This window comes from Synechococcus sp. CS-1332 (assembly GCF_025127995.1).
GTDB lineage: Bacteria > Cyanobacteriota > Cyanobacteriia > PCC-6307 > Cyanobiaceae > Cyanobium.
In genome coordinates, this window is sequence record NZ_JAHLYP010000011.1 from 56,956 (window position 1) to 83,676 (window position 26,721).

26 protein-coding genes are annotated in these 26,721 nt (G+C 64.0%); 16 read left to right on the plus strand and 10 right to left on the minus strand.

Annotated elements, in window-relative coordinates; genetic code table 11:
* Nucleotides 1-546, plus strand: coding sequence for a DnaJ domain-containing protein (locus tag KQ305_RS02020; RefSeq protein WP_259723782.1), 546 nt, complete (start codon nucleotides 1-3; stop codon nucleotides 544-546).
* A gap of 8 nt (nucleotides 547-554) precedes the next feature.
* Complete coding sequence (locus KQ305_RS02025) at nucleotides 555-1,634, plus strand: hypothetical protein (RefSeq protein WP_259723783.1); 1,080 nt, start codon at nucleotides 555-557, stop codon at nucleotides 1,632-1,634.
* A gap of 141 nt (nucleotides 1,635-1,775) precedes the next feature.
* Here the strand turns inward: KQ305_RS02025 and KQ305_RS15390 are convergent, their stop codons facing one another.
* The 3 genes from KQ305_RS15390 to KQ305_RS02035 all read right to left on the minus strand — a co-directional run bounded on the left by KQ305_RS15390 (nucleotide 1,776) and on the right by KQ305_RS02035 (nucleotide 5,028).
* Complete coding sequence (locus KQ305_RS15390; RefSeq protein ID WP_399230307.1) at nucleotides 1,776-1,982, minus strand: KTSC domain-containing protein; 207 nt, start codon at nucleotides 1,980-1,982, stop codon at nucleotides 1,776-1,778.
* 71 nt (nucleotides 1,983-2,053) lie between these two features.
* Nucleotides 2,054-3,808 carry an ATP-binding protein gene (locus KQ305_RS02030; protein ID WP_259723784.1) on the minus strand — a complete coding sequence of 585 codons (1,755 nt, stop codon included), beginning with the start codon at nucleotides 3,806-3,808 and terminating at the stop codon, nucleotides 2,054-2,056.
* A complete protein-coding gene (locus KQ305_RS02035) occupies nucleotides 3,805-5,028 on the minus strand; it encodes an SIR2 family protein (RefSeq protein ID WP_259723785.1) in 1,224 nt (407 codons plus the stop codon). Before KQ305_RS02035 ends, KQ305_RS02030 begins: the two co-directional genes overlap by 4 nt.
* 1,681 nt (nucleotides 5,029-6,709) lie before the next feature.
* On the opposite strand from KQ305_RS02035, the gene KQ305_RS02040 reads away from it, so the two are divergent.
* Nucleotides 6,710-9,856, plus strand: coding sequence for a DUF3427 domain-containing protein (locus KQ305_RS02040; protein WP_259723786.1), 3,147 nt, complete (start codon nucleotides 6,710-6,712; stop codon nucleotides 9,854-9,856).
* Nucleotides 9,857-9,875: 19 nt separating this feature from the next.
* Here the strand turns inward: KQ305_RS02040 and KQ305_RS02045 are convergent, their stop codons facing one another.
* Both KQ305_RS02045 and KQ305_RS02050 read right to left on the minus strand, forming a co-directional pair.
* Complete coding sequence (locus tag KQ305_RS02045) at nucleotides 9,876-10,313, minus strand: putative toxin-antitoxin system toxin component, PIN family (RefSeq protein WP_259723787.1); 438 nt, start codon at nucleotides 10,311-10,313, stop codon at nucleotides 9,876-9,878.
* On the minus strand, nucleotides 10,297-10,539 hold the full coding sequence (locus tag KQ305_RS02050) for a hypothetical protein (RefSeq protein WP_259723788.1): 243 nt from the start codon (nucleotides 10,537-10,539) through the stop codon (nucleotides 10,297-10,299). The genes KQ305_RS02045 and KQ305_RS02050 overlap by 17 nt, the downstream gene beginning before the upstream one ends.
* A 19-nt stretch (nucleotides 10,540-10,558) precedes the next feature.
* Here KQ305_RS02050 and KQ305_RS02055 point away from each other — a divergent pair, with 19 nt between their 5' ends.
* Nucleotides 10,559-10,720 (plus strand): hypothetical protein, encoded by a 162-nt coding sequence (locus tag KQ305_RS02055; RefSeq protein ID WP_259723789.1) that lies wholly within the window; start codon nucleotides 10,559-10,561, stop codon nucleotides 10,718-10,720.
* Nucleotides 10,721-10,727: 7 nt separating this feature from the next.
* Here the strand turns inward: KQ305_RS02055 and KQ305_RS02060 are convergent, their stop codons facing one another.
* A complete protein-coding gene (locus tag KQ305_RS02060; protein WP_259723790.1) occupies nucleotides 10,728-12,503 on the minus strand; it encodes a YdiU family protein in 1,776 nt (591 codons plus the stop codon).
* Between the two features lie 108 nt (nucleotides 12,504-12,611).
* Between KQ305_RS02060 and KQ305_RS02065 the strand changes: the two genes are divergently transcribed.
* Together KQ305_RS02065 and KQ305_RS02070 are read left to right on the plus strand one after the other, a co-directional pair.
* A complete protein-coding gene (locus KQ305_RS02065) occupies nucleotides 12,612-12,842 on the plus strand; it encodes a DUF433 domain-containing protein (protein ID WP_259723791.1) in 231 nt (76 codons plus the stop codon).
* A complete protein-coding gene (locus KQ305_RS02070) occupies nucleotides 12,839-13,186 on the plus strand; it encodes a DUF5615 family PIN-like protein (protein WP_259723792.1) in 348 nt (115 codons plus the stop codon). The genes KQ305_RS02065 and KQ305_RS02070 overlap by 4 nt, the downstream gene beginning before the upstream one ends.
* A gap of 69 nt (nucleotides 13,187-13,255) precedes the next feature.
* Here the strand turns inward: KQ305_RS02070 and KQ305_RS02075 are convergent, their stop codons facing one another.
* Nucleotides 13,256-14,818 (minus strand): FAD-dependent monooxygenase, encoded by a 1,563-nt coding sequence (locus KQ305_RS02075; RefSeq protein WP_259723793.1) that lies wholly within the window; start codon nucleotides 14,816-14,818, stop codon nucleotides 13,256-13,258.
* A 98-nt stretch (nucleotides 14,819-14,916) separates the two neighbouring features.
* Here KQ305_RS02075 and KQ305_RS02080 point away from each other — a divergent pair, with 98 nt between their 5' ends.
* Nucleotides 14,917-15,513: a hypothetical protein gene (locus tag KQ305_RS02080; protein WP_259723794.1), complete on the plus strand. Its 597-nt coding sequence runs from the start codon at nucleotides 14,917-14,919 to the stop codon at nucleotides 15,511-15,513.
* Here KQ305_RS02080 and KQ305_RS02085 read toward each other — a convergent pair.
* Entirely contained in the window at nucleotides 15,485-16,747 is a 1,263-nt protein-coding gene (locus tag KQ305_RS02085; protein WP_259723795.1) for a serine hydrolase, read from the minus strand. The genes KQ305_RS02080 and KQ305_RS02085 overlap by 29 nt on opposite strands.
* Nucleotides 16,748-16,837: 90 nt before the next feature.
* Here KQ305_RS02085 and KQ305_RS02090 point away from each other — a divergent pair, with 90 nt between their 5' ends.
* The 9 genes from KQ305_RS02090 to KQ305_RS02130 all read left to right on the plus strand — a co-directional run bounded on the left by KQ305_RS02090 (nucleotide 16,838) and on the right by KQ305_RS02130 (nucleotide 25,280).
* Nucleotides 16,838-17,431 (plus strand): hypothetical protein, encoded by a 594-nt coding sequence (locus KQ305_RS02090; RefSeq protein WP_259723796.1) that lies wholly within the window; start codon nucleotides 16,838-16,840, stop codon nucleotides 17,429-17,431.
* Nucleotides 17,428-17,754 carry a hypothetical protein gene (locus KQ305_RS02095; RefSeq protein WP_259723797.1) on the plus strand — a complete coding sequence of 109 codons (327 nt, stop codon included), beginning with the start codon at nucleotides 17,428-17,430 and terminating at the stop codon, nucleotides 17,752-17,754. Before KQ305_RS02090 ends, KQ305_RS02095 begins: the two co-directional genes overlap by 4 nt.
* A gap of 259 nt (nucleotides 17,755-18,013) precedes the next feature.
* A complete protein-coding gene (locus tag KQ305_RS02100; protein WP_259723798.1) occupies nucleotides 18,014-20,110 on the plus strand; it encodes an adenylate/guanylate cyclase domain-containing protein in 2,097 nt (698 codons plus the stop codon).
* Nucleotides 20,107-21,567: a mechanosensitive ion channel family protein gene (locus tag KQ305_RS02105; RefSeq protein ID WP_259723799.1), complete on the plus strand. Its 1,461-nt coding sequence runs from the start codon at nucleotides 20,107-20,109 to the stop codon at nucleotides 21,565-21,567. Before KQ305_RS02100 ends, KQ305_RS02105 begins: the two co-directional genes overlap by 4 nt.
* Nucleotides 21,568-21,584: 17 nt before the next feature.
* Nucleotides 21,585-22,637, plus strand: coding sequence for a metallophosphoesterase (locus tag KQ305_RS02110; RefSeq protein WP_259723800.1), 1,053 nt, complete (start codon nucleotides 21,585-21,587; stop codon nucleotides 22,635-22,637).
* A gap of 55 nt (nucleotides 22,638-22,692) precedes the next feature.
* Nucleotides 22,693-22,842: a hypothetical protein gene (locus tag KQ305_RS02115; RefSeq protein WP_254990500.1), complete on the plus strand. Its 150-nt coding sequence runs from the start codon at nucleotides 22,693-22,695 to the stop codon at nucleotides 22,840-22,842.
* A gap of 16 nt (nucleotides 22,843-22,858) precedes the next feature.
* On the plus strand, nucleotides 22,859-23,644 hold the full coding sequence (locus KQ305_RS02120; RefSeq protein ID WP_259723801.1) for an META domain-containing protein: 786 nt from the start codon (nucleotides 22,859-22,861) through the stop codon (nucleotides 23,642-23,644).
* Nucleotides 23,645-23,710: 66 nt separating this feature from the next.
* Nucleotides 23,711-24,448 (plus strand): class I SAM-dependent methyltransferase, encoded by a 738-nt coding sequence (locus KQ305_RS02125; protein ID WP_259723802.1) that lies wholly within the window; start codon nucleotides 23,711-23,713, stop codon nucleotides 24,446-24,448.
* A gap of 121 nt (nucleotides 24,449-24,569) precedes the next feature.
* Nucleotides 24,570-25,280, plus strand: a complete 711-nt coding sequence (locus KQ305_RS02130; RefSeq protein ID WP_259723803.1) for a hypothetical protein — start codon at nucleotides 24,570-24,572, stop codon at nucleotides 25,278-25,280.
* Here the strand turns inward: KQ305_RS02130 and KQ305_RS02135 are convergent.
* Together KQ305_RS02135 and KQ305_RS02140 are read right to left on the minus strand one after the other, a co-directional pair.
* Entirely contained in the window at nucleotides 25,232-26,206 is a 975-nt protein-coding gene (locus KQ305_RS02135; RefSeq protein WP_259723804.1) for a RimK family alpha-L-glutamate ligase, read from the minus strand. The genes KQ305_RS02130 and KQ305_RS02135 overlap by 49 nt on opposite strands.
* Nucleotides 26,185-26,562: a hypothetical protein gene (locus KQ305_RS02140; RefSeq protein ID WP_259723805.1), complete on the minus strand. Its 378-nt coding sequence runs from the start codon at nucleotides 26,560-26,562 to the stop codon at nucleotides 26,185-26,187. The genes KQ305_RS02135 and KQ305_RS02140 overlap by 22 nt, the downstream gene beginning before the upstream one ends.
* Nucleotides 26,563-26,721 lie beyond the last annotated feature (159 nt).

Here is a 26,721-nt window from a genome sequence, read left to right on the forward strand (position 1 = left end):
GTGGCCACCAAGACGCCAACGCGCAAGAAGCTCGATCGACCAGCGGTCTTGGCAAGGATCGATGAGATCCTCTCGGCTGGGGCTCCCGATGCCGAAAGCCTGTTGGCGTTCGCGGAGTTCATCAACGGAAAGCCGTTTCCTGAACCTGTACTCACGCTGACAGAGCTCAAATCGGAAGTGTGCAAGGTGTTTGGCAGCAAGAACGCCACGGAGCTACGCAAGTCAAGTGAGTTCAACCTTGCGATGGCAGGTCGCACATTTGATCTCAAAACAAAGGCCGATTGGCTCAAGCTCTATCGGGAGTGGGTTGGAGTTCCCCAGAACGAGCGTGCCAAAACTGGCAAAACATCTATTAACGGTATCGATGTCTTAGAAAATTTCAGACCTTGGCATGTGTTCTCACTTGATCCATCAACAGCCAGCGCCGAGGACATCAAAGAGGCCTTCCGCAGGCTTGCCAAGGAACACCACCCCGATGTTGGCGGCGATCCGCGCGTCATGGAGCGGCTGCAAAAAATGCGTGACTCCCTCCTTGCTTTCCTTTAAACAAGCTGATGACGACGACATCCAAACGATCACGTGATGCCTTCTCCTTTCAGGAGACTGCCAGAATTCTTGGCATCAGCCCTAAGAAGCTCAATGGCATATGCCAGTTCTTTGATGCCCACAACGATGATGAATGGGATCTAATCGAAGGTGAATTCTTTGAATACGAACCTGGCCAAGCTCGCAGTCGTCGCTTTTACGAAGAAGGCGTAATGGCCCTGGCCAAGTACCTGGAGGAGAAGGAGGGCGGAAGTATTTTGGCCAAGATTCATGAATTCTTTACCCAGCATCGTGCGCGGGTGACACGCACACTCGTCAAACGACGCATCATTCAAGTCACCCAGGATCGGAGTGCCATCCAAATCCGAGGTGATCTCGTTTTTCTGGAGCAGCGCTCAGTTGTCAGGGTCCTGGGCACCAATGGCAAAGGGATGGCTGGCACAATCACACGGATTCAAGAAGAGAGTGCTGGACTAGAAGGAGCTGAAGGCTTAGAGATCGGCGTACATTTCGACAATTTCGAAGAAAAAGACCAGCGCCATTGGAGCCAAAGAGGCATCGTGCGCTTGGCCAAGACGATGAGGGACAAAGGCAAGATTACCAAAGCACGAAAGGCCTGGGTGAAAGCCGTGGCCGATGTGGCGGAAGAGTGCTTTGAGGTCCAGCGAAAGCTGCTCGAAAGCCACGAAGCAAGGGTGAAGGCCGCGAAGGACAAAGTTCGCCAGAGGGCACTACGCAAAGATGGATCTGGCTGTGCCGTCTCTGGCCACAAGCCATCTGCATCTGATCAGCACCCTGTTGAACTGGAGGCGCATCACCTTTTCGATGCCATCTCACGTCCCGACCTTGCGGCCTACGAAGACAACCTAATCGCCATCAGTAGCAATATTCATCGAAACTTCCACAAGTGGATGGGCTCGAAACCGTGCGAGCCCAAAGACTTTGTTGATTACCTCTTGGGCAACGAGATGAACCACTTTGATGGTTCGCCGAGCGTCAAGAAGAGGAAGGAGCGGAAGCTGGAGAAGCTCATGAATCGGCTTGAAATGTTACAGGCGCGGTTTGAGGACAATCACTTACTTTACTAAGGCCGGTGATTCCAGGAATTGGACGCTTCATGTAGCGCTCATCATAAATCCGCCAAGTCCGTCTGTTTGCCGACATTGAAGCTGACAGACAAGGGCATGCCGAGGGAGACCGACAGATGGGCAGATGCCAGAAGCTAGAGGCTACTGCATGAAAAAGCTGTAAACGCCTTTTACCTCCCTGTGCAAGAAACTTCCTTTGGAGCTTGCCGCCAAGAGTCGGTCAAATAAGTCCTGCGGGACGGCCTGATAGACATAAATATCTGGTCGACTGTGATATCGAACATGCAGCTCTTGAGCTATCTCATCATAGCCAACAGACTCGACATTGGAGCTACTAACAAGCAGCATTTTAATCACAATAATCCTCCAAATACAGATAGGATTGTTTGTATGCAGATTTTACTGCATCCATCTTACTGTCATCGCGTCTGTTTGCGCCAGTTCACTACAGCCTCAGCATAAAGAGCAGGATCAGGGCGAGCAGCCTTTTTCCACGCTTCAACAATATGGGGGTCGGACCCGACAGGCTTACGTGGAGAGAGCCGAAAACGAATTCGGCTAGGAATCGGCATCGCTTCGCCAGTAACAAGCCCTTCACCAGTCCGAAGTGCGGGAAGCATTGCCGTGAGATTGCCTAGGTCGTCAGGCATAGTACCGGCCACAATTCCCCGGTCGCGTGCATTGGATAAACGTAGTGCGATCATCGTGCCGCACTGGCTTAGGACCGTCTCGTCGATCTCGGAGGGTCTTTGGGTGACGACCATCAAACCCACGCCATACTTTCGGCCCTCCTTTGCAATCTGGGCCGCCAGCCGCTTGGCCGGCGACTCACCAGTAGCAGGAAAGATCCGATGAGCCTCGTCAATTACAACAAGGAGTGGCTGTTGGCGTCCAGAGATGGCAAGGTCGCCAGCCCAAAACAACGAGTCATAAACAATCCTCAACATAGTTCCTGCGGTTAGGCTCATTACCTCCTGTGGAAGGCCAGAGGTATCGAAAACGGTAATCGGACGATCATGCCCTATCCATGATGCAACCAATCGATCCAGGTCTGATGTCGTGTCTCCTGCCAAATTAGGAGTTAGCTCGGAGCCTGGCTCAAAGAGGAACTGGTAACGAGCATCAGAAAGCCGGCTTCGCATCAGCTCAAGCTGCCGGGTGATTCCTCGCCTTGCTCCAACAAACGGAGCCACATTCCCCGTACTTGGTGGTGGATACCGATTTGGCCTCAAGCTCTGGGGATCGCCCTCATCCAGGAGATTGGCAAGTTCGCCAGTCGTCCGATTTTGGAGTGTTTGTCGCTCGTAATCATCGAGCTCGAACCAAAGCCTCCTGGCAGAGAAGGGGATAGGTGAGTCGGCCGTGATCACCGCGTCCGGCGGAGGATTCGGGAGCCTACTAGCGGAATCTCTGCGCAATTCAAGTATTGCATCTCGAACTGCGGTCTCTGCACCCTGGGAAAGTGGACCCAGAGCGACTGAGATGAACTCCTCTGCTGGCAGCGCCCAATACGGAACCACAAGGGGCTGAGGAGCGGCAACCACACCGAAAACGTATCCGTTGTCTCCCACAGCCGTCCCGTACTCACCGTGCGGATCGATGACGATGACCCGTGCCGATGGAAATCCCTGGGTTGAGATTGAGTCTAAGAGGACTGAAACAAGGTTGGATTTCCCTGCACCTGTAGAGCCGACCACCGCAAGATGGCGAGAGACCATCCGGTCAAGATCAAGTGTTCCAGCAATCCCGGAAGAGGAGCTGAGCACGCCAACATCGATTGACGTATCGGTTCGGATTGAACGATAGATGGTCTCGAGAAGATCACGGGTTATGACATGAACATCATCACCTACAGTCGGATACTGGCTAATTCCACGCTCGAACTGGCCCGATACTGACTCCCCAAAGAGAGTAAGGGTTACCCACCGATGAGAGTCGAGATTCTCCTCCCCGTAATGTGGGGGCGTGGCCGCAGCACCAACCTGTGTGACCATCCCAAAGAGGCTTGAATAGCCGAGAGGGATTCGAAGAAATGACCCTATCTGTCCCAGCCTATGTGATTCACCTTGAACCAGAACGAGAGTCGATACGAGGTCATTGCGGAGTTCAATGGTGACGGTTCCACCTGTGACACTTTGCACAGTTCCGATAAATGTGGGAAGGGAACGACTCATCTAGTCTCACCACCGCCAGCCAAAGAATTCAAGAAACGTCCAAAGACATTAAAGTCACCCAAGCCGAGTTTCGCTTTGCTTGAGTCCCCTACGTCCAACTCGGCGAATCCTGTTGTGACTGCCTCTAGGGCATGTTCATCGCGGCCTCCTGATGACCAATGCCCAAATTGACGACGGAGAACACCTCCATTTGGACCGACGTACATAATGTTGGGATAGTCCTCAGCCCACTTGGAAGGCTCATCAGACTCAGACACATCGCTATACATCAAGGCGATCAGATGGGTTGTAGGATAGCGGTTCAGGGCATCAAGGATGATCGCATTGATATGCTGGTCACCAAAGCTGAAGCCCGCTACTACCAGGAGCGCGTTAGGCCTGGCGAGAACACGTCCAAGGCGATCCATTAATGCGCGGTATGGAAGCTTCTTTGACTGGTCGTACTTCTTGTATGAAGGGAGGACCATCTCCCCGGAGTCTTTGGGATGGCCCCTTGTAATGCGTTTCTTGCCGGCTATGGTCTCCTCGGACCAAGTTACTGATCCGTGCAGCTTCCAATACCGAATCCAGGTGGGAGAGGGGAGAAGTTCGTCATTTTCAACCGCCTCTGGACTGAAGTAAGCGTGCTGACTTCCAATAAATCCGTCAAAATGTGGAACCCGAAGAAGATCAAATGAGGCCTCTAAGAGAATATCATAGTTGGTAGTAAAAATCTCAACAGGCGTCTTGCGGACAGTGTTACGTATCCAACGCGCGAATCTGTGATGTGGAATCTCGCGTGGCAGGGTTGAAATGTCCGGTGCAGCGAGCTTAGCAATCTTTTGTCTAATTGCGCCGTCAATAGCCTCCCATTCGGCACGAGTCAGCCCTGATAGTGAATCTCCCTCAGCAAGTGCTTCAATCTTGGCGCGGACTCTGTCCAGCAATGACTCGATGTGAGGCTCAGAACCCAATGAAACGCATTCGTCTCGGAGCTGATCCCACACCGATGCATGCTCTTCTCCTAGGGAAGCGACCGCAGCACGGCACTCTGTTGTGAGCCCCCAAACTGCGGGAATCAAAGGTTGATGAAGTTCCTGATGTCCTGTCTCGGGATTATGTGGCGCAATATTAATGCAACTTGAAGTTCCTGCCCCGAGGAGAAATGCTAAGTGGCGATCGTGCGCCGACAAGTGGTCCCGGAGAACACCGAGAAAGCTCGCCGCATCGTGATCAGGCAACAGTGCAGCCTCAAGGTTTGTCTTCTGGGCCTAATTGTAGCGGGAAAGGACAGGACTGAGGAGCCAGATAAGACAACATCGGATTGATATCACTTCAGCCTCCAACACGAGGGGGGCGTTCGGATCAGCCGGTTGGGCATCCCCTCGATGGAAGGGTTAGGCTGCTCCGCTACTTGAACACAACATTGTTTGGCGGCATGACCAGATAACCTGCAACGGATAGGTGATACATGCGGGCGAACGAAAGCGCATGAGCCCTCCCCTTAGAGACTCGATACTAGCCCGATGAATACACCAATAGGCGTGCCTTTCCATAATTCAAAGCCGTTAGCTTTTCGGGCGAAAGGACGAGTGTGGAGAAGAAGTGACCGTGCCACTGCTCAGAGGGTGGCAATGAGAAACTGATTGGCTCTGATCTCTGATAGGCAAACATCTGATGCTCAGCCTTAGCAGGGAAATAGTACGTGAAGTCTTTGAACTGGCGCCGCGCGCTCGTTTGACCAGTGTTCTTCAGATCGAAGGACACTTGAACAGGCATGCTTGAATCTCTAGAAATGATTAGCTGTGTGCCTGTGATCACAACATGCGGTCTAGAAACCTCATCTTGAGTCGACTTCTTCTGGGGGATCTCTTACCACCTTTCGGTTGAGATCTGAGTTCTATAGAACCCAGGAACTGCCGCAAATGCGAAAACAAAAATTCCAATAATTAGCTGAGCCATGTTCTGTGAGGAGGCCTTACGCCGGGGCTCAGCCGCGCGCGTAAGCGCGTAGAGTGGAGCAGCCGATTAGTTTGTGCTAAGGAAGGGGAAAGAGCATTAGAGAAACTCTATCTAAAGAATCATTATCCCTATTATCGCGATCAGCCTGGCCATACTTTAGCGATCTGATGTAATCAGAAATGAGTGTGCCGGCGTTCAGCACAAGGCCAGTATGGCAACGCACGATTGATTCAACAAAAAGCCCCCAGCGTTGCGCGGAAGAAACGTCGTTGTGGGCAGTCTTAACCCTGGGTCCGGGGTTTTGATACCAGACCGGAAAGTGGTCCTTGTTATTAGGTCGCCAAAAGAGAGTGTGATCGAGAGCCGAATTCCGAATCGTACGATTAGTGAAGGTGGGAAGAACATAGTAAATCTCTGTATGAACCAATAGTCTGGCCAATTGATCGGCAGGACTGCTCAGATCCCATGAGAGCTTAGAGTAATCATTAGGCGGGCAAGGGCGATTCACCTTTGGGCGCTTAATCTGCAGGCCAACGACTTTGCAGTCCATTGTCAAGACCTCGTCCGCGGGCCAGGTCTTTTCATCCGTTGGTGATACTCCAAAGACCTCTACCTGCGTGCCAATATCATGAAAGTACTTCTGAATGCCATGCACAATCCATGCTTCATACTCACGTTCGAGTGGGTTGCTCCACGTAAGTGCTAGGTAGTCAAGCATGTCGGTTATTTAAGGCAATCTAACCATTGAATAGGCGAGACCGCATAAAACCCGCCGTGGCGCTCACGCTTCCGCGTAGGACACAGTTCGCGACAGGGCTTGCCTGAGAAAAACCCTTTCAACAACACGAATCCGATTCTGGTATTGGTTGGCTAGGCGCATGTTATGCGGATCCGCGTAACATCCGCACAACTTGCTCAAACCCCTGCCGATCTGCGGCAGCCCAAACGCCTGGCCACTCCATGCCCGACCAGGCCCCACCCCCCGGCCTCTACCAGCAACTCCTCACCGAGGGACTCGAGCAGCAGCTGCACGACCTGCAGGAAACACTGGTCGCCACCGACGTCCTTGATCCCCAGGAAGCCCCGCGCCTGCTGGCCCGGCACCTGGAGCGTCTGGCCCGCATTGCTCTGGAGCACCTGAGTGGTGGCGCCACGCCTGAACACCAGCTCGCTCTGGTGAACCGACTGGTAGGCCTGCTCCAGAGCCAGGCACCCCGCGCCATCTCCACCGCCGACATGCTGCACCCCTCCGCGCGGCTGCTCTCGGAGATCCGATCCACGGCGCTCCTGCCCGGCCAGGCATCCACCATCCGCCCGCTCATCCCCCTGGCCGACAGCACCCTGCTGGTGAACGCCAGCGGCGAACCATCGGTGGGGCAGGCGCTGATCCACGAAATCCCCTCCGCCCAGCGGATCGACCTGCTCTGCGCCTTCATCAAGTGGAGCGGCCTGCGCCTGCTCCAACCGGCCTTCTCCGCCTTCCTGCAGGCACAGCCCCGCCGCTCGTTGCGGGTGCTCACCACCGTCTACCTGGGCGCCACCGACCGGCGCGCCCTCGATTGGCTGGTGGCCCACGGCGCCGAGGTGCGCGTCAGCTACGACACCCGCCGCACCCGCCTGCACGCCAAGGCGTGGTTGTTCCATCGGCCTGGTCTCTCGGGCGCCTCCCCTGTCTCCACCGCCTACATCGGCTCCTCCAACCTCTCCACCGCCGCCCTGCACGACGGCCTGGAGTGGAACGTGCGCCTCTCCGCCCACGACAACGAGGGCATCCTGTCCAAGTTCCAGGCCGCCTTTGAGAGCTACTGGGAGGAGGGCGAGTTCGAGCCCTACCGGGCCAGCGAACTGGAGCAGCGCCGCTTTGATCGGGCCGTGCGCGAGGAGTCGACGGGGGACGCGGCGGCGGACGCCACGCCGCTCAACTTCTTCGACATCCGCCCCTACGCCTACCAGCAGGAGATTCTCGACAAGCTGTCGGCCGAGCGCAGCCTCCATGGCCGCTGGCGCAACCTGGTGGTGGCCGCCACCGGCACGGGCAAAACCGTGATCGCCGCCCTCGATTACGCCCGCCAGGGCGGTCCGGGTCACCCCAGCCTGCTGTTCGTGGCCCACCGGCGCGAGATCCTGCAGCAGAGCCTCGCCACCTTCCGCCAGGTGCTGCGCGATGGCTCCTTCGGCGAGCTGCTGGTGGATGGCCAGCGCCCCAGCCAGTGGCGCCATGTGTTCGCCTCGGTGCAGTCGCTCGCTGGGCTGGATCCGGCGAACCTGGCGCCGGACACGTTCGACGTGGTGATCGTCGATGAGTTCCACCACGCCGCCGCCTCCAGCTACGAGCGCTGGCTGCGCCACCTGGCGCCCGTCCTGCTGCTGGGCCTCACCGCCACCCCCGAGCGCACCGGCGGCGAGGACATCCTCCATTGGTTTGACGGCCGCATCGCCGCCGAGCTGCGCCTCTGGAGCGCCTTGGAGCAGGGCCTGCTCTGCCCGTTCCACTACTTCGGCCTCCACGACGGCACCGACCTCTCGCAGATCGAATGGCGCCGCAACGGCTACGCCACCGAGGCGCTCGCCAACCTCTACACCGCCGACGACGCCCGCCTGCGCCTGATCCTGCGCGAACTGGCAGACAAGGTCACCCGCCTGGAGGCGATGCGGGCCCTGGGCTTCTGCGTCAGCGTGGAGCATGCCCGCTGGATGGCCCGCAAGTTCGTGGCCGCCGGCCTGCGCGCCGCCGCCCTGGATGCCTCCAGCCCCCGCGACGAGCGCGCCGAGCAGATTCGCCGCCTGCGTGCCGGCGAGCTGCAGATCCTGTTTGCCGTGGATCTCTTCAACGAAGGCCTCGACATCCCCGAGATCGACACCGTGCTGTTCCTGCGCCCCACCGAGAGCGCCATCGTGTTCCTGCAGCAGCTCGGCCGGGGCTTGCGCCTCTGCCGAGGCAAGAGCTGCCTCACGGTGCTGGACTTCATTGGCCAGGCGCACCGGAGCTTTCGCTTTGATCTGCGCTACCGCGCCCTGCTTGGCGGCACGCGGGACCAGCTGGAGCAGCAGATTAAAGACGGCTTCCCCTTCCTGCCGGCCGGCTGCAGCCTGCAGCTCGATCGGGTGTCGAGCGAGCGGGTGCTTGCCAATTTGCGCGAGTCGCTGCCCACACGCCGGCCCCAGCTGCTCGCGGAAGCGCGCCGCCTCGGGCGCTGCTCCCTGGCGGCGTTGCTGGAGGGGCTCGGGATGGAGCTGGGGGAGTTTTACAAGGTGGCGGGGTCGTGGGCGTTGCTGCAACGGGAGTTGGGGTGGGTAGCCGGAGCGGCCCCAGGGGAGCCCAGCGACGATGAAAAGCGGCTGGGGCGGGGGGTTGGGCGTTTGCTCCACCTGGACGACACCGACCGCCTCTCGTTCCTCCTGCAGGGCCTCGCCCATGGACAGCCGCCTGTGGTGCAGAACCTGAGTGAAACGGACCGCCGGCGTTGGCGCATGCTGCTGCTCCAGCTCTGGGGAACGTCGCCGGATCGCCTTGCTCTGCAAGACGCACTGAACCGTCTCTGGGCCTGTCCAGCCTTTCTCGATGAGCTGCGCGACCTGTTCGCCCTCCTGTTGGAGCGCACCGACCACCTCGCCCCGCCCCTGGACTGGGATCAGCCCGTGCCCCTGGCCCTCCACGCCCGCTACAGCCGCGCCGAGATCTACGCCGCCTTTGGCCTGATCAGCGATACCCAGCAGACCACCGGCCAGTCAGGGGTGTTGTTCGATCGGGCCACCCAGTGCGACGTCTTCTTCATCACCCTCAAGAAGAGTGAGCGGTTGTTCTCCCCCACCACCCGCTACAACGATTACGCCATCTCCCCGCTGGAGTTCCACTGGGAGAGCCAGAGCAACACTCGGCAAGCCTCACCCACGGGCCAGCGCTACATCCACCACGCCGAGCGTGGCAGCCGGGTGATGCTTTTCGTGCGGGAGGAAAGCAAGCGCGGCGGGGTGACGCTGCCGTTTCTGTGCCTGGGGTTCGCGGATTACGTGAACCACGAGGGGGAGCGGCCGATGGCGATTCGTTGGAGGTTGCTGCGGGCGATTCCGGGGGCCTTCTATCCGGAGTTGGCGGTGGCGGTTTGAGGAGGGAGAGCCCTGCGGCTCAACGTGCCGTAGATCCCCCTGAATCCCGAAGAATCCTCATCGCATCGTGGGCGACGACAATCGCAATCCCTTGATGGCTGCCCAAGACCAGAAGGTCTTCATCGCCGGAGACGATCAGATCAGCCTGTCCGGCGATGGCAGCTGCCAAGACCTGATCGTCGTCAGGATCCCGGCTGACGGGACCCCCCAGATCAGCAGGTTCCACGCGCTCCACCAGGGCGGCATAGCCATCAAACAGATCGGCAATCGCCACGCCAAGACGCTGGATCGGTTCCTTGAACTTCCTGCGCTGCAGCACACCTTCCAACTCGGCGAGCAAAGGAACGGTGCTGATCAACTGGATCCTCCCCGAGACGGCTGCATCAATGAGCTGCCCGGGAACTCCCTGCCAGATCAGGCCGGAGATGGCCGTGTTGGTATCAAGAACCAGCCGCAAGCCGCTGATCCTTGCGGTAGGAGCTGATCTCATCGTTGATCTCCTGCCGGGTCAGTGCCTCCGGCGGGTCAGCAGCAAGAGCAGCCCTGGCGTCTTGCAGACGGACAACACGGTCTGAGGCCAGCTTGTCCCGCAACAGGCGCTCGATGGCTTCTGGCGCCAGCAGACCAGCTCCGCTGGCTTCCGCCGCCAGAGCATCAGGGAGGGTGATCTCGATGGTGGTCACGGGTGCGGCCCAACCATGAATGGCTTTGAGGCTAGCTGGCATCTCCACCCAGAGGCACAGCCCACAGGTCATCGCCTGCGTTCACGATGCCCTTGATCCGGCGCTGGCCCGGCGGGAAGCCGCCACCTTGATCAGCATGGATCAGCGCTTGCAGCAGCTGGACGAGCGGGTGCTGCCCTGAGAGCCCTTCAGGACGAACAGCTGTAGTGAGAAACACCCCCGGCATTGAAGAATTCCCTGGGCTTCAGTCGGTCATACGTCGCCGCCAGCTCCGCAGGCAGCGCGTCGTAGGGATGGCTGAACACCTCCTGCAGCTCCCTGACCAGGCTGACATCACCCTGCGCCGCCTGTTTGTAAGCGGGGGCGATCAGCCATTCGCGCCAGGTGACCCTGGGGTTGACGCGTTGCATCGCTTCAGATGGGGCTTTGAGGTCGCCGCCTTCCGTGAGGCGAGCCCGCCAGCGTTGCAGCCAGCTCGTCCATTGGGTATCGAGCTCCTCTGAGCTGGGCAGGTAGAAGCTCTCCTGCAGGGCCGAAACCTGCTCGGGGATGGCAGACAGCCTGCGGAAGAAGATCGTGTAGTCGGCCTTGGAGGCCACCATCAACTGCAGTAGTTCCTGCACCAGCTCGGCGTCGTAGCGGATCAGGCCGAGCTTGCTGGCCCACATCGCCTCGAGCTCCTGGCCCATCGCCTCAGCGAAGCCATCGCGGATCTGATCCAGCCGTTCCAGTGCCTCCGTGTTGCCCTCGAGCAGCGGTCGCAGGGCGGACCAGAACATCTGGTAGTTGGCTTCCGCCGCCACCGGTTGGTTGAAGAAGGAGAAATGCTGGCCGCCTCCGGTCCAGGGCTGAAAGCGGGGATCGAACAGCTCGCAGAAGCCGAAGGGGCCGTAGTCGAGGGTGTAGCCACCGGCCGCGCAGTTGTCGCTGTTGAAATTGCCCTGGCAGTAGCCCACCCGCATCCAGTTCGCCACCAGGGCGGTGAGCCGTCCGCGGAACAACCCCGCCAGCGCAACCACCTGATCAGCGAAGCCCAGAGCCGGATCGATCTCCTGGTGGTAGTTGCGCTCGATCAGGTGCTGAACGATCATCTGCAACTCGTGCAGCGCCTCCGGATGGGCACCGCTGCGGGCGCGACGGGCGAACAGCTCCAGCTGGCCGACCCGCAGAAAGGAGGGGGCCACCCGTGTGGTGATCGCCGCAGGATTGTCCACCATGACGTCGGGATCGAACGACCTTGAGTCCGGGGAGTACCAGGGCCGGCGCACGGTTTCGGATCCGGACACATAGAGCGTCAGGGAGCGGGAGGTGGGAACTCCCAGGGCGTGCATGAACTCCTGCGCCAGAAACTCGCGCACGCTGGAGCGGAGCACGGCGCGTCCATCGGCGCCACGGCAGTAGGGCGTCGGGCCACCCCCTTTGAGTTGCATCTCCCAGCGCCGGCCGTTGAAGACGCCTTCGAACACCGAAATCGCCCGGCCGTCGCCGTAGCCGTTGCCGGTGCCGAACGGGCACTGCTGGATGTACTCGCTGCCGTAGATCGAGAGGGCATAACCGGTCGCCCAGCCATACGGTCGCATCGGCTCTGTGGCCACGCTGATGTCGCCGGAAAACAGTCGGCGGAACTGGTCGTCGTGGACCAGCGCTTCGCCCAGGCCAAGCTCGTCGAAGAGGGTGCTGCTGTGCGCCACAACCTCCGGCGCCGGTAGCGGCGTGGGTGTCACCGGCACGTAATGACCGGAGAACACCTGGCGGGGCTGGTGATCGTGGCCATCGCTGGTGGCCTGCGGGTCCGCCCGCAGCGAATCCAGCAGCGAATAGTCGGCCCGCTGGGCAAACACCGCGAAGGTGGTGGTCGTCACTGCTGTCGGCGCGGTTGTCGTCACTTGCGTCGGCACGGTTGTCGGCACGGGTCTCTCGGGTGTGGCGCGGCCTTGGCAGGGCCCTGGCGAGAGCCTCACCATCCTGGCGAGGCTCTCGCCATGAGTGGCGACTCTGCGGCCATCACGCCGGTTACGCGGTTGCGGGTGCGTTCGAGCCTGAACGCGACGTGGGCGGATTAGCGTTGACCCATGGACTTCCAAGGGCGGATCACCATCAATCCTGCCGTGCGATTCGGCAAGCCCTGCGTTCGCGGCACCAGACTCACGGTGGGTGATGTGCTCGGCTTTCTTGCCAGCGGCATGAGTGAAGCGAAATTGCTGGAGGACTTCCCGCAGCTCAGACATGACGACGTGCTGGCTTGCCTGGCCTATGCAGCAGATCGGGAACGCCTACTCCTGAGCCTGACCACGGCGACGTGAGCGTCCACCTGCTTCTGGATGAGAACCTTTCCGAGCGTCTCCTGCCTCTGCTCTCCGGTGGATTCCCAGGTTCAAGGCATGTGCGGCTTCTTGGGCTGGGTGGGGCCGACGATCTGGCGATCTGGGATCGGGCTCGCCTTGACGGCGCCCTGTTGGTGACCAAGGACGAGGATTTTCTGCGGATCAGCATGAGCCGCGGTTTCCCGCCGAAGGTGATCTGCTTGGCCATCGGTAACGCGGGCAACGCAGCAACGGCTGGGCTGCTGCTTGATCACATCGATGCCATCGAGACTTTCTCGTCCCATCCGGAGGCAGGTTTTCTGGTGCTCAGCCCGGGCCCATAGCCCCCATGGGAATGTCCGAGTTCGCCACCCACTGCAAGCTGGGAAGGCACTTGCTTGCCCGTCCCCGCATCAGCGGCCCATCACCAGCGCCGCATACCGCCGCACCGCGCTGCGGTGGTCGGCGTCGGCCCGCAGGGCGATGAAGCCGTCGGGCCGCACCACCAGCAGGGTGAGGGGCCCCAGGCCCAGGCTGGGCGCCTCCTCCAGCCGCAGGGTCACCACCGCCTCCACCAGCGCCGGCGGAACCATGCCAGCGGCCCTGTCGGCCTCCAGCTCGGCCTGCAGGCTGGCGAGGGCTTCGGCGGGCGCCTCGGGGCCGGCCAGCAGCAGCAGCGTGTGGCCGCACCGGTGGGTGAGACGGTGCAGCAGGGTCGCGCCGGCCCCGGGCGGCAGCGCGATCGTGGTGGGCAGCCGCTGTCCGGCGCCGAAGCTGGAGGGCTGGCCGTCGCTGCCGCTGATGACCGCCGCGCTGGCGTAGCTCACGTTCATCTCGGTTTCCGCCACCACCTCCTGCTGGCGGGCCACCGGGTTGGCGAGCATGGCGGCGATCGCCCGGTCGCGGGCAGCGCGCTCAGCGGGATCCTGCAGCCCGTGGGCCTGCTCGGTGGCATCGCCTGAGCGGCAGATCTCCTGCGCCACCGGACGCCGCTCCTGCTCGTAGCTGTCCAGCAGGCCGGGGGCGGCGGCCCCCTGGTGCACCAGGGCCAGCTTCCAGGCCAGGTTGGCGGCATCGTGCAGCCCGCAGTTCATGCCGTGCCCCTCGGCCGGGGAGCACACGTGGGCGGCATCGCCGGCCAGAAACACGGGCCCGGCGTGGAAGGCGCTGGCCACCCGGCTGTGGCAGTGGAAGCGGCTGGGGTTCTCCACGGCGCTGAAGCGGGCCTCCGGCAGGTAACGCCGCAGCACGGCGGCGGCCTCCGCCACCAGATCGCCCTCCTCGCCGGCGGGCCGCAGGTACACCCGCCAGCGGTCCTCGGGCAGGGCCGTGAGGATCAGGGGTGAGGCGTCGAGGTAGGCCGCGTTGACCTCGTGGCTGTCGGCCCAGCCCTCCACCGCCGCATCGAACACGGCCCAGGGGCGGGCGATGCCATGGCCCTCGAAGTTGAGGCCGCTCAGCGCCCGGGTGGTGCTGCGCAGGCCGTCGCAGCCCACCACCCAGCGGGCCTGCACGGATTGCTCCTGCTCGCCGCAGGCCACCGTGGCGGTCACCCCCTCGCCGTGGGGCGCCAGAGCCACCAGCCGGCAGGAGCGGTGCACCGTGCCCCCCTCCCCCTCGAGGTGATCCGTGAGGATCGCTTCGGTCACCTCTTCGGAGAGGCCGAGGTTGAAGCCGTAGTGGCTGCCGCAGCCGGCCAGATCCAGGTCCCCCAGCCGCTGGCCGTCGGCGTGGATCAGGATCCGCCGCTGCCGGCAGCCGGCCTCGAGAAACCGATCCACCAGCCCCAGCGCCTCGAAGATCTCCAGCGAGAGCGGGTGGATCACCGTGGCCCGGTCCCAGTGCAGGGCTTCGGCCCGGGCGTCGATCAGCAGGTTGGGAACGCCGCGGCGCTGCAGCTCTCCCGCCAGCAGCAGGCCGGTGGGGCCCGCTCCCACCACGAGCACGCAGGTCTGGCTGGGAAGGGACGAAAGCACGGCGGCCAGGCGGATCAAGCCACTGGGGGGCACACTAAATCGACCCCAGGGAATCGGCTCTGACCAACCCCTTCCGCTTCCTGGCCGCTGCCCTGGCCGTGGGCCTGACCTGGAGCGCGGCAGCGGTGCAGGCGGCCCCCAACGGCACCTGGCTGTCGCAGCCCCAGATCTGGTACTACGCCTCTCGGCAGTCGCTGAACGGGGTCATGGCCGAGATCCGGGGCAGCGACTTCAAGGTGGTGTTCCTCGACGTCCGCAAGGTGTCCGAGGCGATGCAGAGGGAGGCGGCCCAGGCGGCGCGCCGCCAGGGACTGCTGCCCGTGGTGTGGGTGCAGTCCCCCCAGTACCGGGCGTTGCGGATCGCCGATCTGGTGGCCGAAGCCCGCCACGGCGACGGGATCCAGGTGGACGATCACTTCTTCGCCAACTACTCCCTGGAGGACTTCTACCTGTTGCGTCGGCTCTACCCCAAACCCATCTTCTGCAGCATCCAGCCGTTCCAGGCCAACCTGCTTCCCACGGCGGGCTGCAACCAGCTCGATGTGCAGTGCTACAGCGCCAGGCAGTTCCAGCAGTGCCTCAAGCTGGCCGATCGGCTCGGCGCCGTGGTGAGCCTCTCCACCGAGAACACCCTCCGGTACCGGAGCCAGCTGGGCGAGAGATCCTTCAACACCTTTCTCTGGCAGGGGCCCTGAGGGGCGGGGCGTCCTGCGGCGCCAGGTGGGCGCCGATCGCACGGAAGATGTCATCGGCGGAATTGCAGTAGCCACCGCTGGCATCGAAGGCCTCTTCGTCGAAGGTGACCGCCACCGCGATCGCGATCTTCCGTGAAGGCAGATAGGCCATCACCCCGGCCTGCCCGGAGAACAGCGGGTTCTGCAGCAGCCAGGGGCCCGAGAGGACGATCCCGATCCCGTAGGTGTAGAAGTCGCCGAGGGTGGCGCAGGTCGCACAGCCCTCGATCGGCCGGCCGAAGCCCCGCAGTGTCGGAGCGATCTGCAGCCTGTGGCTCTGCGGCGACAACAGCCGTCCCGTCCCGATCGCCTCGGCGGAGGTGGCCATGTCGTGGATGGTGGTGAACTGCACCGCACCGCGGGTGATCGTCCACGACGGGTTCCAGTAGGTCGACTCCTCGTAGAAGCGCGCGCCCGCCGGGATGCCGAGGCTCTGGCGCCGTTCCGACGAGAAGGCGTGCAGCACGGGCGGCGCGATCGCGGGCGTGCCGCCGGGATCCCGCGTGTTGCGGAGCTTCAGGGGTCCGAAGATCCGCTCCTGCATCAGCACAGGCATCGTCTGGCCCGTGATGCGCTCCAGCGCCAGGCCAAGCAGGACGTAGTTCGTGTGCGCGTAGTTCCAGCTCGTGCCGGGTTCGTACCAGAGCGTCTTCAGGTCCGCGTAGGCGAGCAGGTCCTGCACCGAGAACTGCCGGAACGGGTTCTCGAGCAGCGTCTTGTCGAACGCGGCATTGCCGATCACGTAGTCGCGATAGCCGGAGGTCATCCGGGCGAGCTGGCCGAGCGTGACCCGCTCCGCATTCGGGATTTCCGGCAGCCACCTCGCGAGCTTGTCATCGAGGCTGACCCTGTTCTCGTCGACCAGCTGCAGCAGCAGCGTCGCCACATAGGAGATGGCGATCGCACCATTGCGGACGTGCATGTCCTCCGTGGCCGGCACGCCCGTCATCGACTCGCCCATCGCCTCGGTGACCACCTCCTTGCCGTCGATCGTCACGCGCACGATCACCGCCCTCAGATGGTCGTCGGCCATCCGCTGACGAACGATCCGCAGGATGCCGGCCGCCTGGGGAGAGGCCGCAGGCGGGGTGACGTCGGGGCTCCGGGCCTGGACGGGACCCGCTCCGCCCAGGCAACCCGCCAGGATGGCAGCCAGGAGACGTCGTCCCTGTGGGGCGAACCAGCGACGATCCACACCAGTTCGGGCAGGAAGCGGCAACGCTACGCGCCCTGGCGCCTGCCGCCCCCGGAGAGCTTCCTACCCTGGGGCTGGTTGCGAAGCGCCATGCCCAGCCCCCATGGCCTGCGTCGCTGGGCCGCCCTGCTGCTGCTGGCCGGTGCGCTGAGCGGAGCGATGGCCATGCCCGCGGCAGCCGGCCCCCCGGCCACCCCGCTGACCCTGACCTTTGCCGATCAGACCTACCTCCTGCGTTGGTCGTCGAAGCACCAGCACGAGTTCACCCCAGCGGGCCAGGAGGACCTGAGCCGCTGGACCGACATGATCACGATCAACACCTATCCCGGCGTCAGCGATGGGGAAGGGCTGGCCGATGTGGCCAACCGGGCCCTTGGCAACTACCGGCGCCACGGGGCCACGCTCCTGCGCACCAGCTCGATTCCCCGCAGCGCCGAACGCCCGGCCGAGCACCTGGTCGTGGCCCTCTTCCCCACCCGCGCGTTCAGCGAGGCCGTGTTCGCCCGCTGGCGCCTGGCCGACGGCCGCGGCACCGCGCTGATCGTCAGCCACCGCCTCTATGGCCAGAAGGCGGGCGAGGCCATGGCGGCCTGGCTGCAGGCGAATGGTCCCGGCGTGGAGCGTCGCTTGATGGCTCTCGAGGCGGTTCCCTCCCGCCGCATCCTCGAGCCGTCCAGCCCGTGACCACCCACCCACCCGGCGCCTGGCGCGTGGAGATCCGCGAGAACGGCCGCTGCGGCTCTATCGCCTATCTCGAAGGGGCCGACACGATCTCCTGCTACTGGGAATTCTGCGGCGGCGACACCGTTGCCTCCATCTCAATCGGCGACACCAGCGACTGGGACACCCGTCACCCATGGGCCGCCGGGCGGCGCCAGCAGATCTTGGAGCGCATCGCCGCAGAAGTGGTGCGCCGGAAGGCTCCCACCTGCAGCGCCCTGATCGACGAACAGCCGGGATGGATCACGATCCAGCAGCGCCGGCTTGAGGGCTCGTCAAAGGTGTGATCGAGGCGGTTCCACGTCCTACCGAGACCAAAGAACCCCTAGCCAGGAAGATCCTGCCCAGCTTGGGAGCAGATCAGTGATGGGCTGAGGTGGTGGCGCTGGCGGGTGGCGCCCTGAAACGTGGCAACGACTACAAATCAGTGGAATCGGCCAACTAAGCTGGCCCATGCGTTTTTCAGCGGATCATTCTCTGGTGTGGATGCGTCGTCTATCCAGGGATTCCGTCAATCAGCTGAGCATCAAATCCAAGCTGATCCTGATGCTGCTGCTTGTGAGCGGCTTCTCCACACTGTTCACCGCGGCACTGGGCTACCGCAGCGGCCAGATCAATCTCACCAACCGGGTCTTCAATCAGCTCATCAGCGTACGCGCTTCCAAGGCCTATCAGATCGAGTCCTATTTCAGAAACATCCAGAACCACACCCAGACCCTCAGTGAGGATCTCTCCATCGTTGCCGCCGTCGAAGACTTTGATGCCGCCTTCCAGCAGCTGGAGAAAACATCCCAGCCCGCCGCGGCGACCCAGGCTCTCGAGGGCTACTACCGCAAGGAATTCCTGCCCCGGCTCGACAAAACCCACGCCGGCACCCCCAACCTGCCCGCCTACCTGGCCAGCGACCCAGCCACCCGCCATCTCCAGTACAACTACATTGCCGCGAACCCCAATCCCGTCGGCAAAAAACAACAACTCGTAGCCGCCAAAGATGGCAGCACCTACTCAAAGGTGCACGGCCGCTATCACCCGATTTTTCGCAATATCGTTTCCAGATTCGGCTACTATGACATGTTCCTGATCAATCCAAAGGGACAGATCATCTACACCGTTTTCAAGGAGACGGATTACGCCACCAGCCTGGAGAACGGCCCCTACAAGGACAGCAATCTGGCCCAGCTGGTGCGGGAGGTGGTCGCCTCGAAGGAGAAGGGATTCACCCAGCTGGTCGACTTTGCCGCCTACGCCCCCTCCTACGGCACGCCCGCCGCCTTCATCGCCGCTCCCATCTACAACGGCCCGAAGTTGGTGGGCGTTCTGGCCTTTCAGATGCCAGTCAATGAGATCAACAACGTCATGACCGGCAACCAGGACTGGAAACAGGACGGCCTGGGCCAGTCAGGCGAAACCATCCTGGTGGGCAGCGACACCCTGATGCGTTCGGCCTCCCGCTTTTTCCTGGAGGATCCCAAGGCCTATCTGGCCCAGCTGGAATCGCGCGGCTTCAAGAAAGACGCCATCGCCCGCCTGAGCCAGTACAACACGACGATCCTGCAGCAACCCGTGGCGACGCCGGCGGTGACCAAGGCCATCGCCGGGGGGGCGGGCACCCTGCGCGTGGTCGACTATCGCGGTGTCCCGGTGCTCAGTTCCTATGCACCGCTGCAGATCGAAGGGCTCCACTGGGTGATCCTCTCCCAGATGGACCTGGCCGAGGCCTACGCCCCGATCCATGCCTTCCAACGCCAGATCCTGATCACGGCCACCCTGCTGATCCTGGTCGTCACCCTGCTGGCCATGGGCCTGGCCCATCAGTTCGTCAAGCCCGTCCAGCAATTGATCGACAGTGCCCGCAAAGTCAGCTCCGGCGAACTGGCGAGCATTCCGGATCTCAACGCCACCGATGAGTTCGGCGAGCTGGCCCAGTCCTTCAATGCCATGGTGCGCAGCCTCCAGACCCAGACGGCCCTGGTCGACCAGACCAACCAGGAGAACGAGCGCCTGCTGTTCAGCGTCTTTCCCTCCGCCATCGCCAGGCGGCTGCAGCGTGGCGAAACCCAGATCGCCGATGAGGTCACCAACGTGGCGGTGCTGTTCGCCGATCTCAAGGGATTTTCCCGGCTGGTGTCCTCCCTCAGCGCCCATGAATCGCTGGCCATCCTCAACGACCTGGTCGCCTCCTTCGACGACCTGGCCTCCCGCTTCGGCCTGGAAAAGGTGAAGACGATCGGCGACAGCTACCTGGCGGTCTGCGGCCTCTCGGTGCCCTACCTCGACCATGACAAACGGGCCATTGATTGCGCCATCGAGATGCATGGCGTCCTGCGGCGCTTCAACCTTGAACGCGGATTCAAGCTCGGCATCCAGATCGGCATCCACTCCGGCGACATCGTCGCCGGCATCGTCGGCAAGAGCCGGGTTGTCTATGACGTCTGGGGGGAAACGGTGAAGTTGGCCCATAGCCTCAGCCAGGCCTGCCCCGCCGGCGCTGTGTTCGTCTCCGAGGTGGTGCACCACCGGCTCGAGGATCTCTACCCCTTTGAGCGCATCGCCGCGGCCATCGAGGCCCAGGAGGCCCCGCCGGCCTGGCGGCTCTCCAGCGCCACCGTTCCCGCCGCCGGCGAAGCCCTGGCCAAGCCATGAGCACGGCGGTGCCGCTATGGCTATGGGGCCTCGGCCTGGCCGTCGGCTTCCCGCTGCTGATCGTCGTGCTGGGGGAAGTGATCCACCGGCTCAAACGGCGCGGACGGGCGATCGCCAGCACGGTGCGGCTGGTGCGCAATGTGCTGCTGCCGATGCTGGTTCTGATGGTGTTCCTGCAGCACGTGCTCCAGGTCGACCCCGGCACCCGCCTGTTCCGCACGATCGAGACGGTGTTCTGGGTGTGCGTGATCCACGCCGCCCTCTCCCTGCTCAACGTGATCCTGTTCGAGCAGGCCGAAGACGACACCTGGCGCTCCCAGGTGCCGAAGCTGCTGATCGACCTGGCCCGCCTGTTTCTGATCCTGCTGGGCACGGCGTTCGTGCTGGCCTCGGTGTGGAACGCTGATCTGGCCGGTCTGGTCACCGCCCTGGGGGTGAGTTCGATCGTGATCGGCCTGGCCCTGCAGGACACCCTCGGCAGCGTCATGTCCGGGATCGCCCTGCTGTTCGAGCGGCCGTTCACGGTTGGCGACTGGCTGGAGGTCAGCGGCGTGGTGGGCCAGGTGATCGACATCAACTGGCGCGCCGTGCGGCTGCTGACCCTGGAGCAGGAAATGGTGGTGATCCCCCACAAGCTGATCAGCAGCGAGGTGATCCGCAACTTCACCAAGCCCACCCCGATTCACGCTGAACGCATCCAGATCGGCTTTTCCTATAACGATCCACCCAACCTGGCCCGGCAGGTGCTCAAGAGCACCGCCCTGGAAACCAAGGGCATCCTGCTGGATCCCGAACCGGATGTGTTCACCCTGGCCTACGCCGACTCCGCTGTGTCCTACGAGGTGAAGTTCTTCATCCGCGACTACGGCGACATCGAGCAGATCCGTGAACGTTTCATGACCCGAGTGTGGTATGCGGCCAAGCGCAACAACCTCTCGATTCCCTTCCCGATCCGCACGGTTTATAACTTCCACGGCCCCACCAGCCAACAGAAGGGCCTGGCCAAGAAGTTCAGCGAAAGCCTGCAGGCCATCCCCTCCTACGTCCCGATCAATCGCGAGGAGGACAGCGTGGCCCCCTCCGTCTCCGGCATTTCACTGCAGCACTTTGCCGCCGGTGAGAAGGTGATCCGCCAGGGCCAGATGGGGAACGAGCTTTACATCATCGTGGCCGGGCAGGCGCTGATGACACGGCGGGATGAAGCCGGGGAGGATCTGGAACTGCTCTCGCTCAGAAGTGGCGAATTCTTCGGGGAGATGAGTCTGTTTTCCGGCGAACCCAGCACCGTCACGATCGCGGCCAGCAACGATCTGGAGGTGATGAACATCTCCGCCACGGTGGTCAATCAGATGATCGACCGCCAGCCCAGCTTTGCCCGCGAAATCGGCCAGATCATCGAGAGCCGCCGGCTGGCCATCCAGGAGACCACCCAGGCCCAGCGCCGCCCCGGCACCTAGAAGGCTTTCTCTCCGCCATGCCACCACCCCTCGGCCGACGCCAGCTGCTCTCGCTCTCCGGGTTGGCCCTGGGGGCAGGTCTCTGGCAGGTCTGGAAGCCGGCAACAGTCCGGGCCGCAGTCGGTGCCGCCACCGCCCTGGCCGCCCCGCCCCGCAGCGGCACCCGCCTGGTGCTGATCAGCGATCTCAACGCCTCCTACGGCTCCACCACCTACATCGCCGAGGTGCACCGGGGCGTGGCCCTGATCCCGCCCCTGCGCCCGGACCTGGTGATCTGCGCCGGCGACATGGTGGCGGGCCAGAAGGCGGGGCTGGGCCGCCAGCGGCTGGCCGCCATGTGGGCGGGCTTCGATCGCAGCGTGCTTGCCCCGTTGCGCAGCGCCGGCCTGCCGTTCGCGCCGGCTATGGGCAACCACGACGCCTCCGGCGCCAGTGCAGGTGGCCGCTTTCTCTTCGCCGACGACCGCGCCGAGGCGGCCCGCTTCTGGAGAGCGCGCCGCGACAACCTCGGTCTGCGCTTCGTTGACAGCGGCACCTTCCCCTTTCACTACGCCATCCGCCAGGACGACGTGTTCGTGCTGGTGTGGGACGCCTCCACCGCCCAGGTGCCGGCGGAGCAGCTGCGCTGGGCCGAGCGGATCCTGGCGGGCCCCGCCGCGCGCTCCGCCAGCCGGCGCCTGGTGGTGGGCCACCTGCCACTGCGGGCCGTGAGCCAGGGCCGCGACCGCCCCGGGGAGGTGCTGGCGCAGCCGGCGGCCCTGCAGCAGCTGCTGGAACGCCATGGGGTGGAGGCCTACGTGAGCGGCCACCAGCACGCCTACTTTCCGGCCCGCCTGGGCCAACTCGACCTGTTCCAGCTCGGGGCCATGGGCAGCGGCCCCCGCCGGCTGCTGGACCAGACCACCCCAGCCTTCCAGACCCTCACCGTGCTGGATCTGGTCGGCAGCCCCGCTCGACTGGTGGATACCAGCTTCGATCTGCGCACCCTGCGGCGCATCGACCCGCAGCGGCTGCCCCGCTCGCTCAGCGATGCCGCCGGCCGGCTGCTGCAACGGCGGCCCAGCGCCTGAGGCGGTGGGGCCAGCCCCGGCAGTTCTATGGTCAGCGCGATCGCAAGCCAACGTCATGAAGCTGCCGGAAGGCTGGCGGATCTACGCCTTGGTCCTCGGATTGAACGTGCTGGCGCTCTCGCTTTGGTGGGTCGATCGCGACGCGGTGCCCCACCCCTCCGCCGGCGGCATGGGCGCCTGGATCGCCGCCCGCCTCGGGTCCTGAGTTGCCTGTGATCACGATGAACACCCAACACCTGGGGCCACTGGTAGCGCTGCTGGCCCTCCTGCCGGCGGTGCCGCATGCCGCCGCGCTGGCGGCGACACCGTCCCCTTCCCCGCTCGAGGGCACGGCCTGGGTGCTGGAGCGCCTGGGGCAGCGCCAACCCCAGAACGGCACCACCGTCACCCTGCGCTTCGAGGCTGGCCGGGTGGCGGGCAGTGATGGCTGCAACCGCTTCGGCGCCCCCGTCACGGTCCGGGGCAAGGGCCTGCAGGTGTCGGCCCAGGGCCTGAGCACCAAGATGGCCTGCCCGCCGGCGGTGATGCGGCAGGCCGAAGCCTTCCAGACGGCGCTCACCAGCAGCCGGGGTTTCCGCCTCGACGGCGAGCGCCTCAGGCTCCTCTCGGCCGACGGCCGGCCCCTGCTGGTGCTGGTGGCCCAGACGCAACGGCTGGTGGGAAGCACCTGGCGGGTGGCGGGGTTCAACAACGGCCGCCAGGCGCTGGTGAGCCCGATCCTGGGCACCACCCTCTCGCTGCGCGTCGTCAAGGCCGACCAGCTGGCGGGATCGGCTGGCTGCAACCGCTTCACGGCGCCGGTGCGGCTGGAGGGCACCCGTCTGCGCATCGGCACCCCGGTGGCCACCAAAAAGCGCTGCGCCGGCGCCGGGGTGATGGAGCAGGAGCAGCAGTTCCTGGTCGCCCTGCCCACGGCTGCCAGCCTGCGGCTCGAAGGCGAGACCCTGGAGCTGCGCCGGGCCGATGGCGCCATCGCCCTCAGCCTGCGGCGCGTCCCGGGGCCCTGAGCACCCCGCGATCAGCAGCCCAAGCCCCGCCTGCCGCTACCTTTTCAGCCGCAGTGCGGCCCGCGTATGGATCTGCCCAGGGTGGTGTTCTTCGGTCGCACCGGGGCTGACGCGCTGGCGTTCTTCAACCTCGATCTGGCGCACTGGCGGGGCCGCCGGGTGCTCGATTGCCCCGGCGGACCCGGTTCCTTCACCGCCCTGGCCCGCGCCGCCGGGGTGGAGAGCGTGGCGGCCGATCCCCTCTACACCCTGCCGCTGCCGGAGCTGGAGCACCGCTGCCGCGACGACGTCGCCTTCACGATGGAGCGCCTGGCCCTGAGCCCGACGCTGCGCCCGGACTTCGACCAGTCCCGGTTTCGCCAGGGAAAACTGGAGGCCCTGGAGGCCTTTCTGGCCGACCGTCGCGACCATCCGCAGGCCTACCGCGCCGCGGCGCTGCCCTCCCTTCCCTTCGAGGCGGCCAGCTTTGATCTGGTGCTGTCTGGCCATCTGCTGTTCTGTTACGCCCCGATTGCCGACGGCGGCCTCAGCGAACAGCCCGACTTCGACCTCGACTGGCACAGGCGCGCCCTGGCCGAACTGCTGCGGGTGAGCCGGCAGGAGGTGCGGATCTACCCCGCCCACACGATCGAACGCCACCCCCGGGTGCATCCCTGGGTGGAGCCCCTGCTGGCCGGCCTGCCGCCGGGGTGGCAGGGGCAACTGGAACCCACCACCTATGACGAAGGCTTCGAGGGCGAGACGCCGATGCTGCGGCTGCGGCGCCAAAGCGCCCCTGCCGCCTGCGGACCAGGGGCGCTTTGATCACGAATCCAACACCAGAGTTCGTAAATCTCGATACAAAAAGCCGGGAATGTAACGGCGCGTGGCTGGTTTCCGCCACGCGAGACACACTGACAAAAAACTGCACCAGGAGTGAATTCCCATGACGTATCTGACCTGGAGGCGGGAGCTGGTGCGCTCCGCCATCGATCAGATGCTGGCGGCCACCGATCCCGACCGCGGCCCCTTCGGGGATGGGGGTGTGCTGTTCAACGCGATGATGCAGGACCTGAGCCAGAGCCTGCCGGCCCTGGAGATCGTGGCGGCGGCCGACGACATCCTCACCGCCCACCGGGGCTTCTGCGAGGGGCGCAGCTGCGAGGTGGCCCAGGCCCTCAAGGTCTGCCTGTCGATCCCCGCGGAGAAGCAGGGCCTGGAACGGCGGCTCGTGCTCGACCGCGAGCGAGTGGAGCAGAACGCCTTCGGCCATGACGCCAGCCTGCTGCTCGTCTGGGATGGCCGGCTCAGCAGCGCCATCGAGGAGCTCGGCGTCGGCGCCCTCAGCGAGCGCTTCCCCTGTCAGGGCAGCGAGGCCCGCTGGAACACCGGTGAATTTGTGGCCCTGCTGGAGGCCCGAGCCCTGCAGTGCCGCCGCACCCGCGTGGCCCAGGAGATCGTGGCGGAAGATCCCGCCACCGCCCCCTCCGGCAGCACCGTGGTGCTGGTGTTCCCCACCGACGCCGGCACGCGCCCCTGGGTCGCCACCGTGGCCGTGGCCCTGCACTCCGAGGCGCTGCCCGAGAGCGAGCCGCCCACCCTCGACGGCTACCAGGCCATGCGGGTGCTGGTGGGTCCCAGCAGAACCTCGGCATAACGGCCGAAGGCTTCCCCCTCGCTGAGGAACAGCCGGGGGATCACCAGTTCACACTCCAGCAGCAGCAGCTCGCCCCCCGCATCGCGGATGCCGTCGATGCGGGCATAGGGCAGCACCCCGAAGCGCCGCCGCAGGCGCTCCTCCACCGCAGCGGCCCAGCGCCGTTCCGCCGCACTCGCCTGCCACAGCCGGTTGCGGCCCCCGAACCCTTCGTGGGCGATCCAGCCCCCTGCCGCCACGCTCTTGGCCACGGCGTGGGAGAAGTGCCCACCCAGAAACACCGCGCTGAACTCCCCCGCCCGGCAGATCGCTGGCAGGAAGCGCTGCACGCACACCTCCCCGTCCTTGGCCAGACGGGCCAGCCAGCCGTCGCCATCGCCGGCGTCCACGGGGGTGGTGCCATCGGCCGCAGTGATCACCAGCCCCAGGCCCTGGCGGCACACCCGGTAGGTGTGCCAGCTCTTGGCCCCGATCGCCGGCTTCAGCACCGCCTCGCCCCAGCCGCACACCTCCAGAAGCCCCACCAGGGAGCCTTGCCAGCCGCGGGGCAACCAGCGGCTGGGGATCAGGGCCACCCCCTCTTGCTCCAGCTGGGGCAGGTAATCGCTCTTGGCATGGCCCGCCACGATCACCGGCAGCGGATTGACCAGCGGCACCCCGAGGGCCTCGAGGTGCTCCGCCAGGGCCCTGATGCGGGGCAGGAAGTCGGGGTGGCGATGGCTGTCGCGGCAGTCGCGCACGCTCACCCGATCGAAGCGTCCCCAGTGGATAGAGCCGCAATCCGTGGTAGCGCCGTCGCTCAGCGACGGCAGGGGCACCAGCTCGCTGGCGATGCCGCGCTCGGCGAGGAAGCTCCGCAGCGCCGGGGTCTCGTCGTGGATCCGCCCCAGGTGCAGCAGGGCGATCAAGCCGGCAGGATGCCCCACTCGCGCTTCACCTGCACGCTGGTGATCTCCCAGGCCTCCTCGGCCGCCACGACCGGGCCATGGCGTTCCACAGGCGTCAGGCTCCGCCTGGCGAATTCGTTCTGCAGCAACAGCTGAAACAGCACGCTCTGGGACACCAGCCCGTTGAGACGCTCTTCACCCCCCACCCGGGCCATCAAGACCGGATGGCCCTGGCAGTCGCGCAGGGACCGCAGCTGCTGCTGCAGCCACACCCGCTCGTACTGGAGCATCGCGTCGCTGCAGCGGGAGAGATTCTCTCGGTAGCAGCCGGCATGGCACTTGATGGCCCCTTCCGACAGGCCCGGCGCAGCGCCGGCGTCCTTCAGGAGCTGCATCGCTTCGCTCAGGAAACTCACTGTGCGTTCACCGACGTCCTCAGAAACCCTAGAAACAGTCGCTGCCGATGCCCGCAGCCATTGGCAAGCAGCAATGATCCGTAGCGGAGAGGAAGCAAAGCTAAAATTGGTGGCACTTGCTACCCAACCACCACGCTG

Bases quoted from the DNA above. Each gene is read 5' to 3' on its own strand.
- KQ305_RS02025 (WP_259723783.1), top strand. From the start codon at position 555: ATGACGACGACATCCAAACGATCACGTGATGCCTTCTCCTTTCAGGAG.
- KQ305_RS15390 (WP_399230307.1), bottom strand. From the start codon at position 1,982: ATGCTGCTTGTTAGTAGCTCCAATGTCGAGTCTGTTGGCTATGATGAG.
- KQ305_RS02030 (WP_259723784.1), bottom strand. From the start codon at position 3,808: ATGAGTCGTTCCCTTCCCACATTTATCGGAACTGTGCAAAGTGTCACA.
- KQ305_RS02040 (WP_259723786.1), top strand. From the start codon at position 6,710: ATGCCCGACCAGGCCCCACCCCCCGGCCTCTACCAGCAACTCCTCACC.
- KQ305_RS02055 (WP_259723789.1), top strand. From the start codon at position 10,559: ATGGCTTTGAGGCTAGCTGGCATCTCCACCCAGAGGCACAGCCCACAG.
- KQ305_RS02060 (WP_259723790.1), bottom strand. From the start codon at position 12,503: ATGGTGAGGCTCTCGCCAGGGCCCTGCCAAGGCCGCGCCACACCCGAG.
- KQ305_RS02065 (WP_259723791.1), top strand. From the start codon at position 12,612: ATGGACTTCCAAGGGCGGATCACCATCAATCCTGCCGTGCGATTCGGC.
- KQ305_RS02090 (WP_259723796.1), top strand. From the start codon at position 16,838: ATGCCCAGCCCCCATGGCCTGCGTCGCTGGGCCGCCCTGCTGCTGCTG.
- KQ305_RS02100 (WP_259723798.1), top strand. From the start codon at position 18,014: ATGCTGCTGCTTGTGAGCGGCTTCTCCACACTGTTCACCGCGGCACTG.
- KQ305_RS02105 (WP_259723799.1), top strand. From the start codon at position 20,107: ATGAGCACGGCGGTGCCGCTATGGCTATGGGGCCTCGGCCTGGCCGTC.
- KQ305_RS02110 (WP_259723800.1), top strand. From the start codon at position 21,585: ATGCCACCACCCCTCGGCCGACGCCAGCTGCTCTCGCTCTCCGGGTTG.
- KQ305_RS02115 (WP_254990500.1), top strand. From the start codon at position 22,693: ATGAAGCTGCCGGAAGGCTGGCGGATCTACGCCTTGGTCCTCGGATTG.
- KQ305_RS02120 (WP_259723801.1), top strand. From the start codon at position 22,859: ATGAACACCCAACACCTGGGGCCACTGGTAGCGCTGCTGGCCCTCCTG.
- KQ305_RS02125 (WP_259723802.1), top strand. From the start codon at position 23,711: ATGGATCTGCCCAGGGTGGTGTTCTTCGGTCGCACCGGGGCTGACGCG.
- KQ305_RS02130 (WP_259723803.1), top strand. From the start codon at position 24,570: ATGACGTATCTGACCTGGAGGCGGGAGCTGGTGCGCTCCGCCATCGAT.
- KQ305_RS02140 (WP_259723805.1), bottom strand. From the start codon at position 26,562: ATGCAGCTCCTGAAGGACGCCGGCGCTGCGCCGGGCCTGTCGGAAGGG.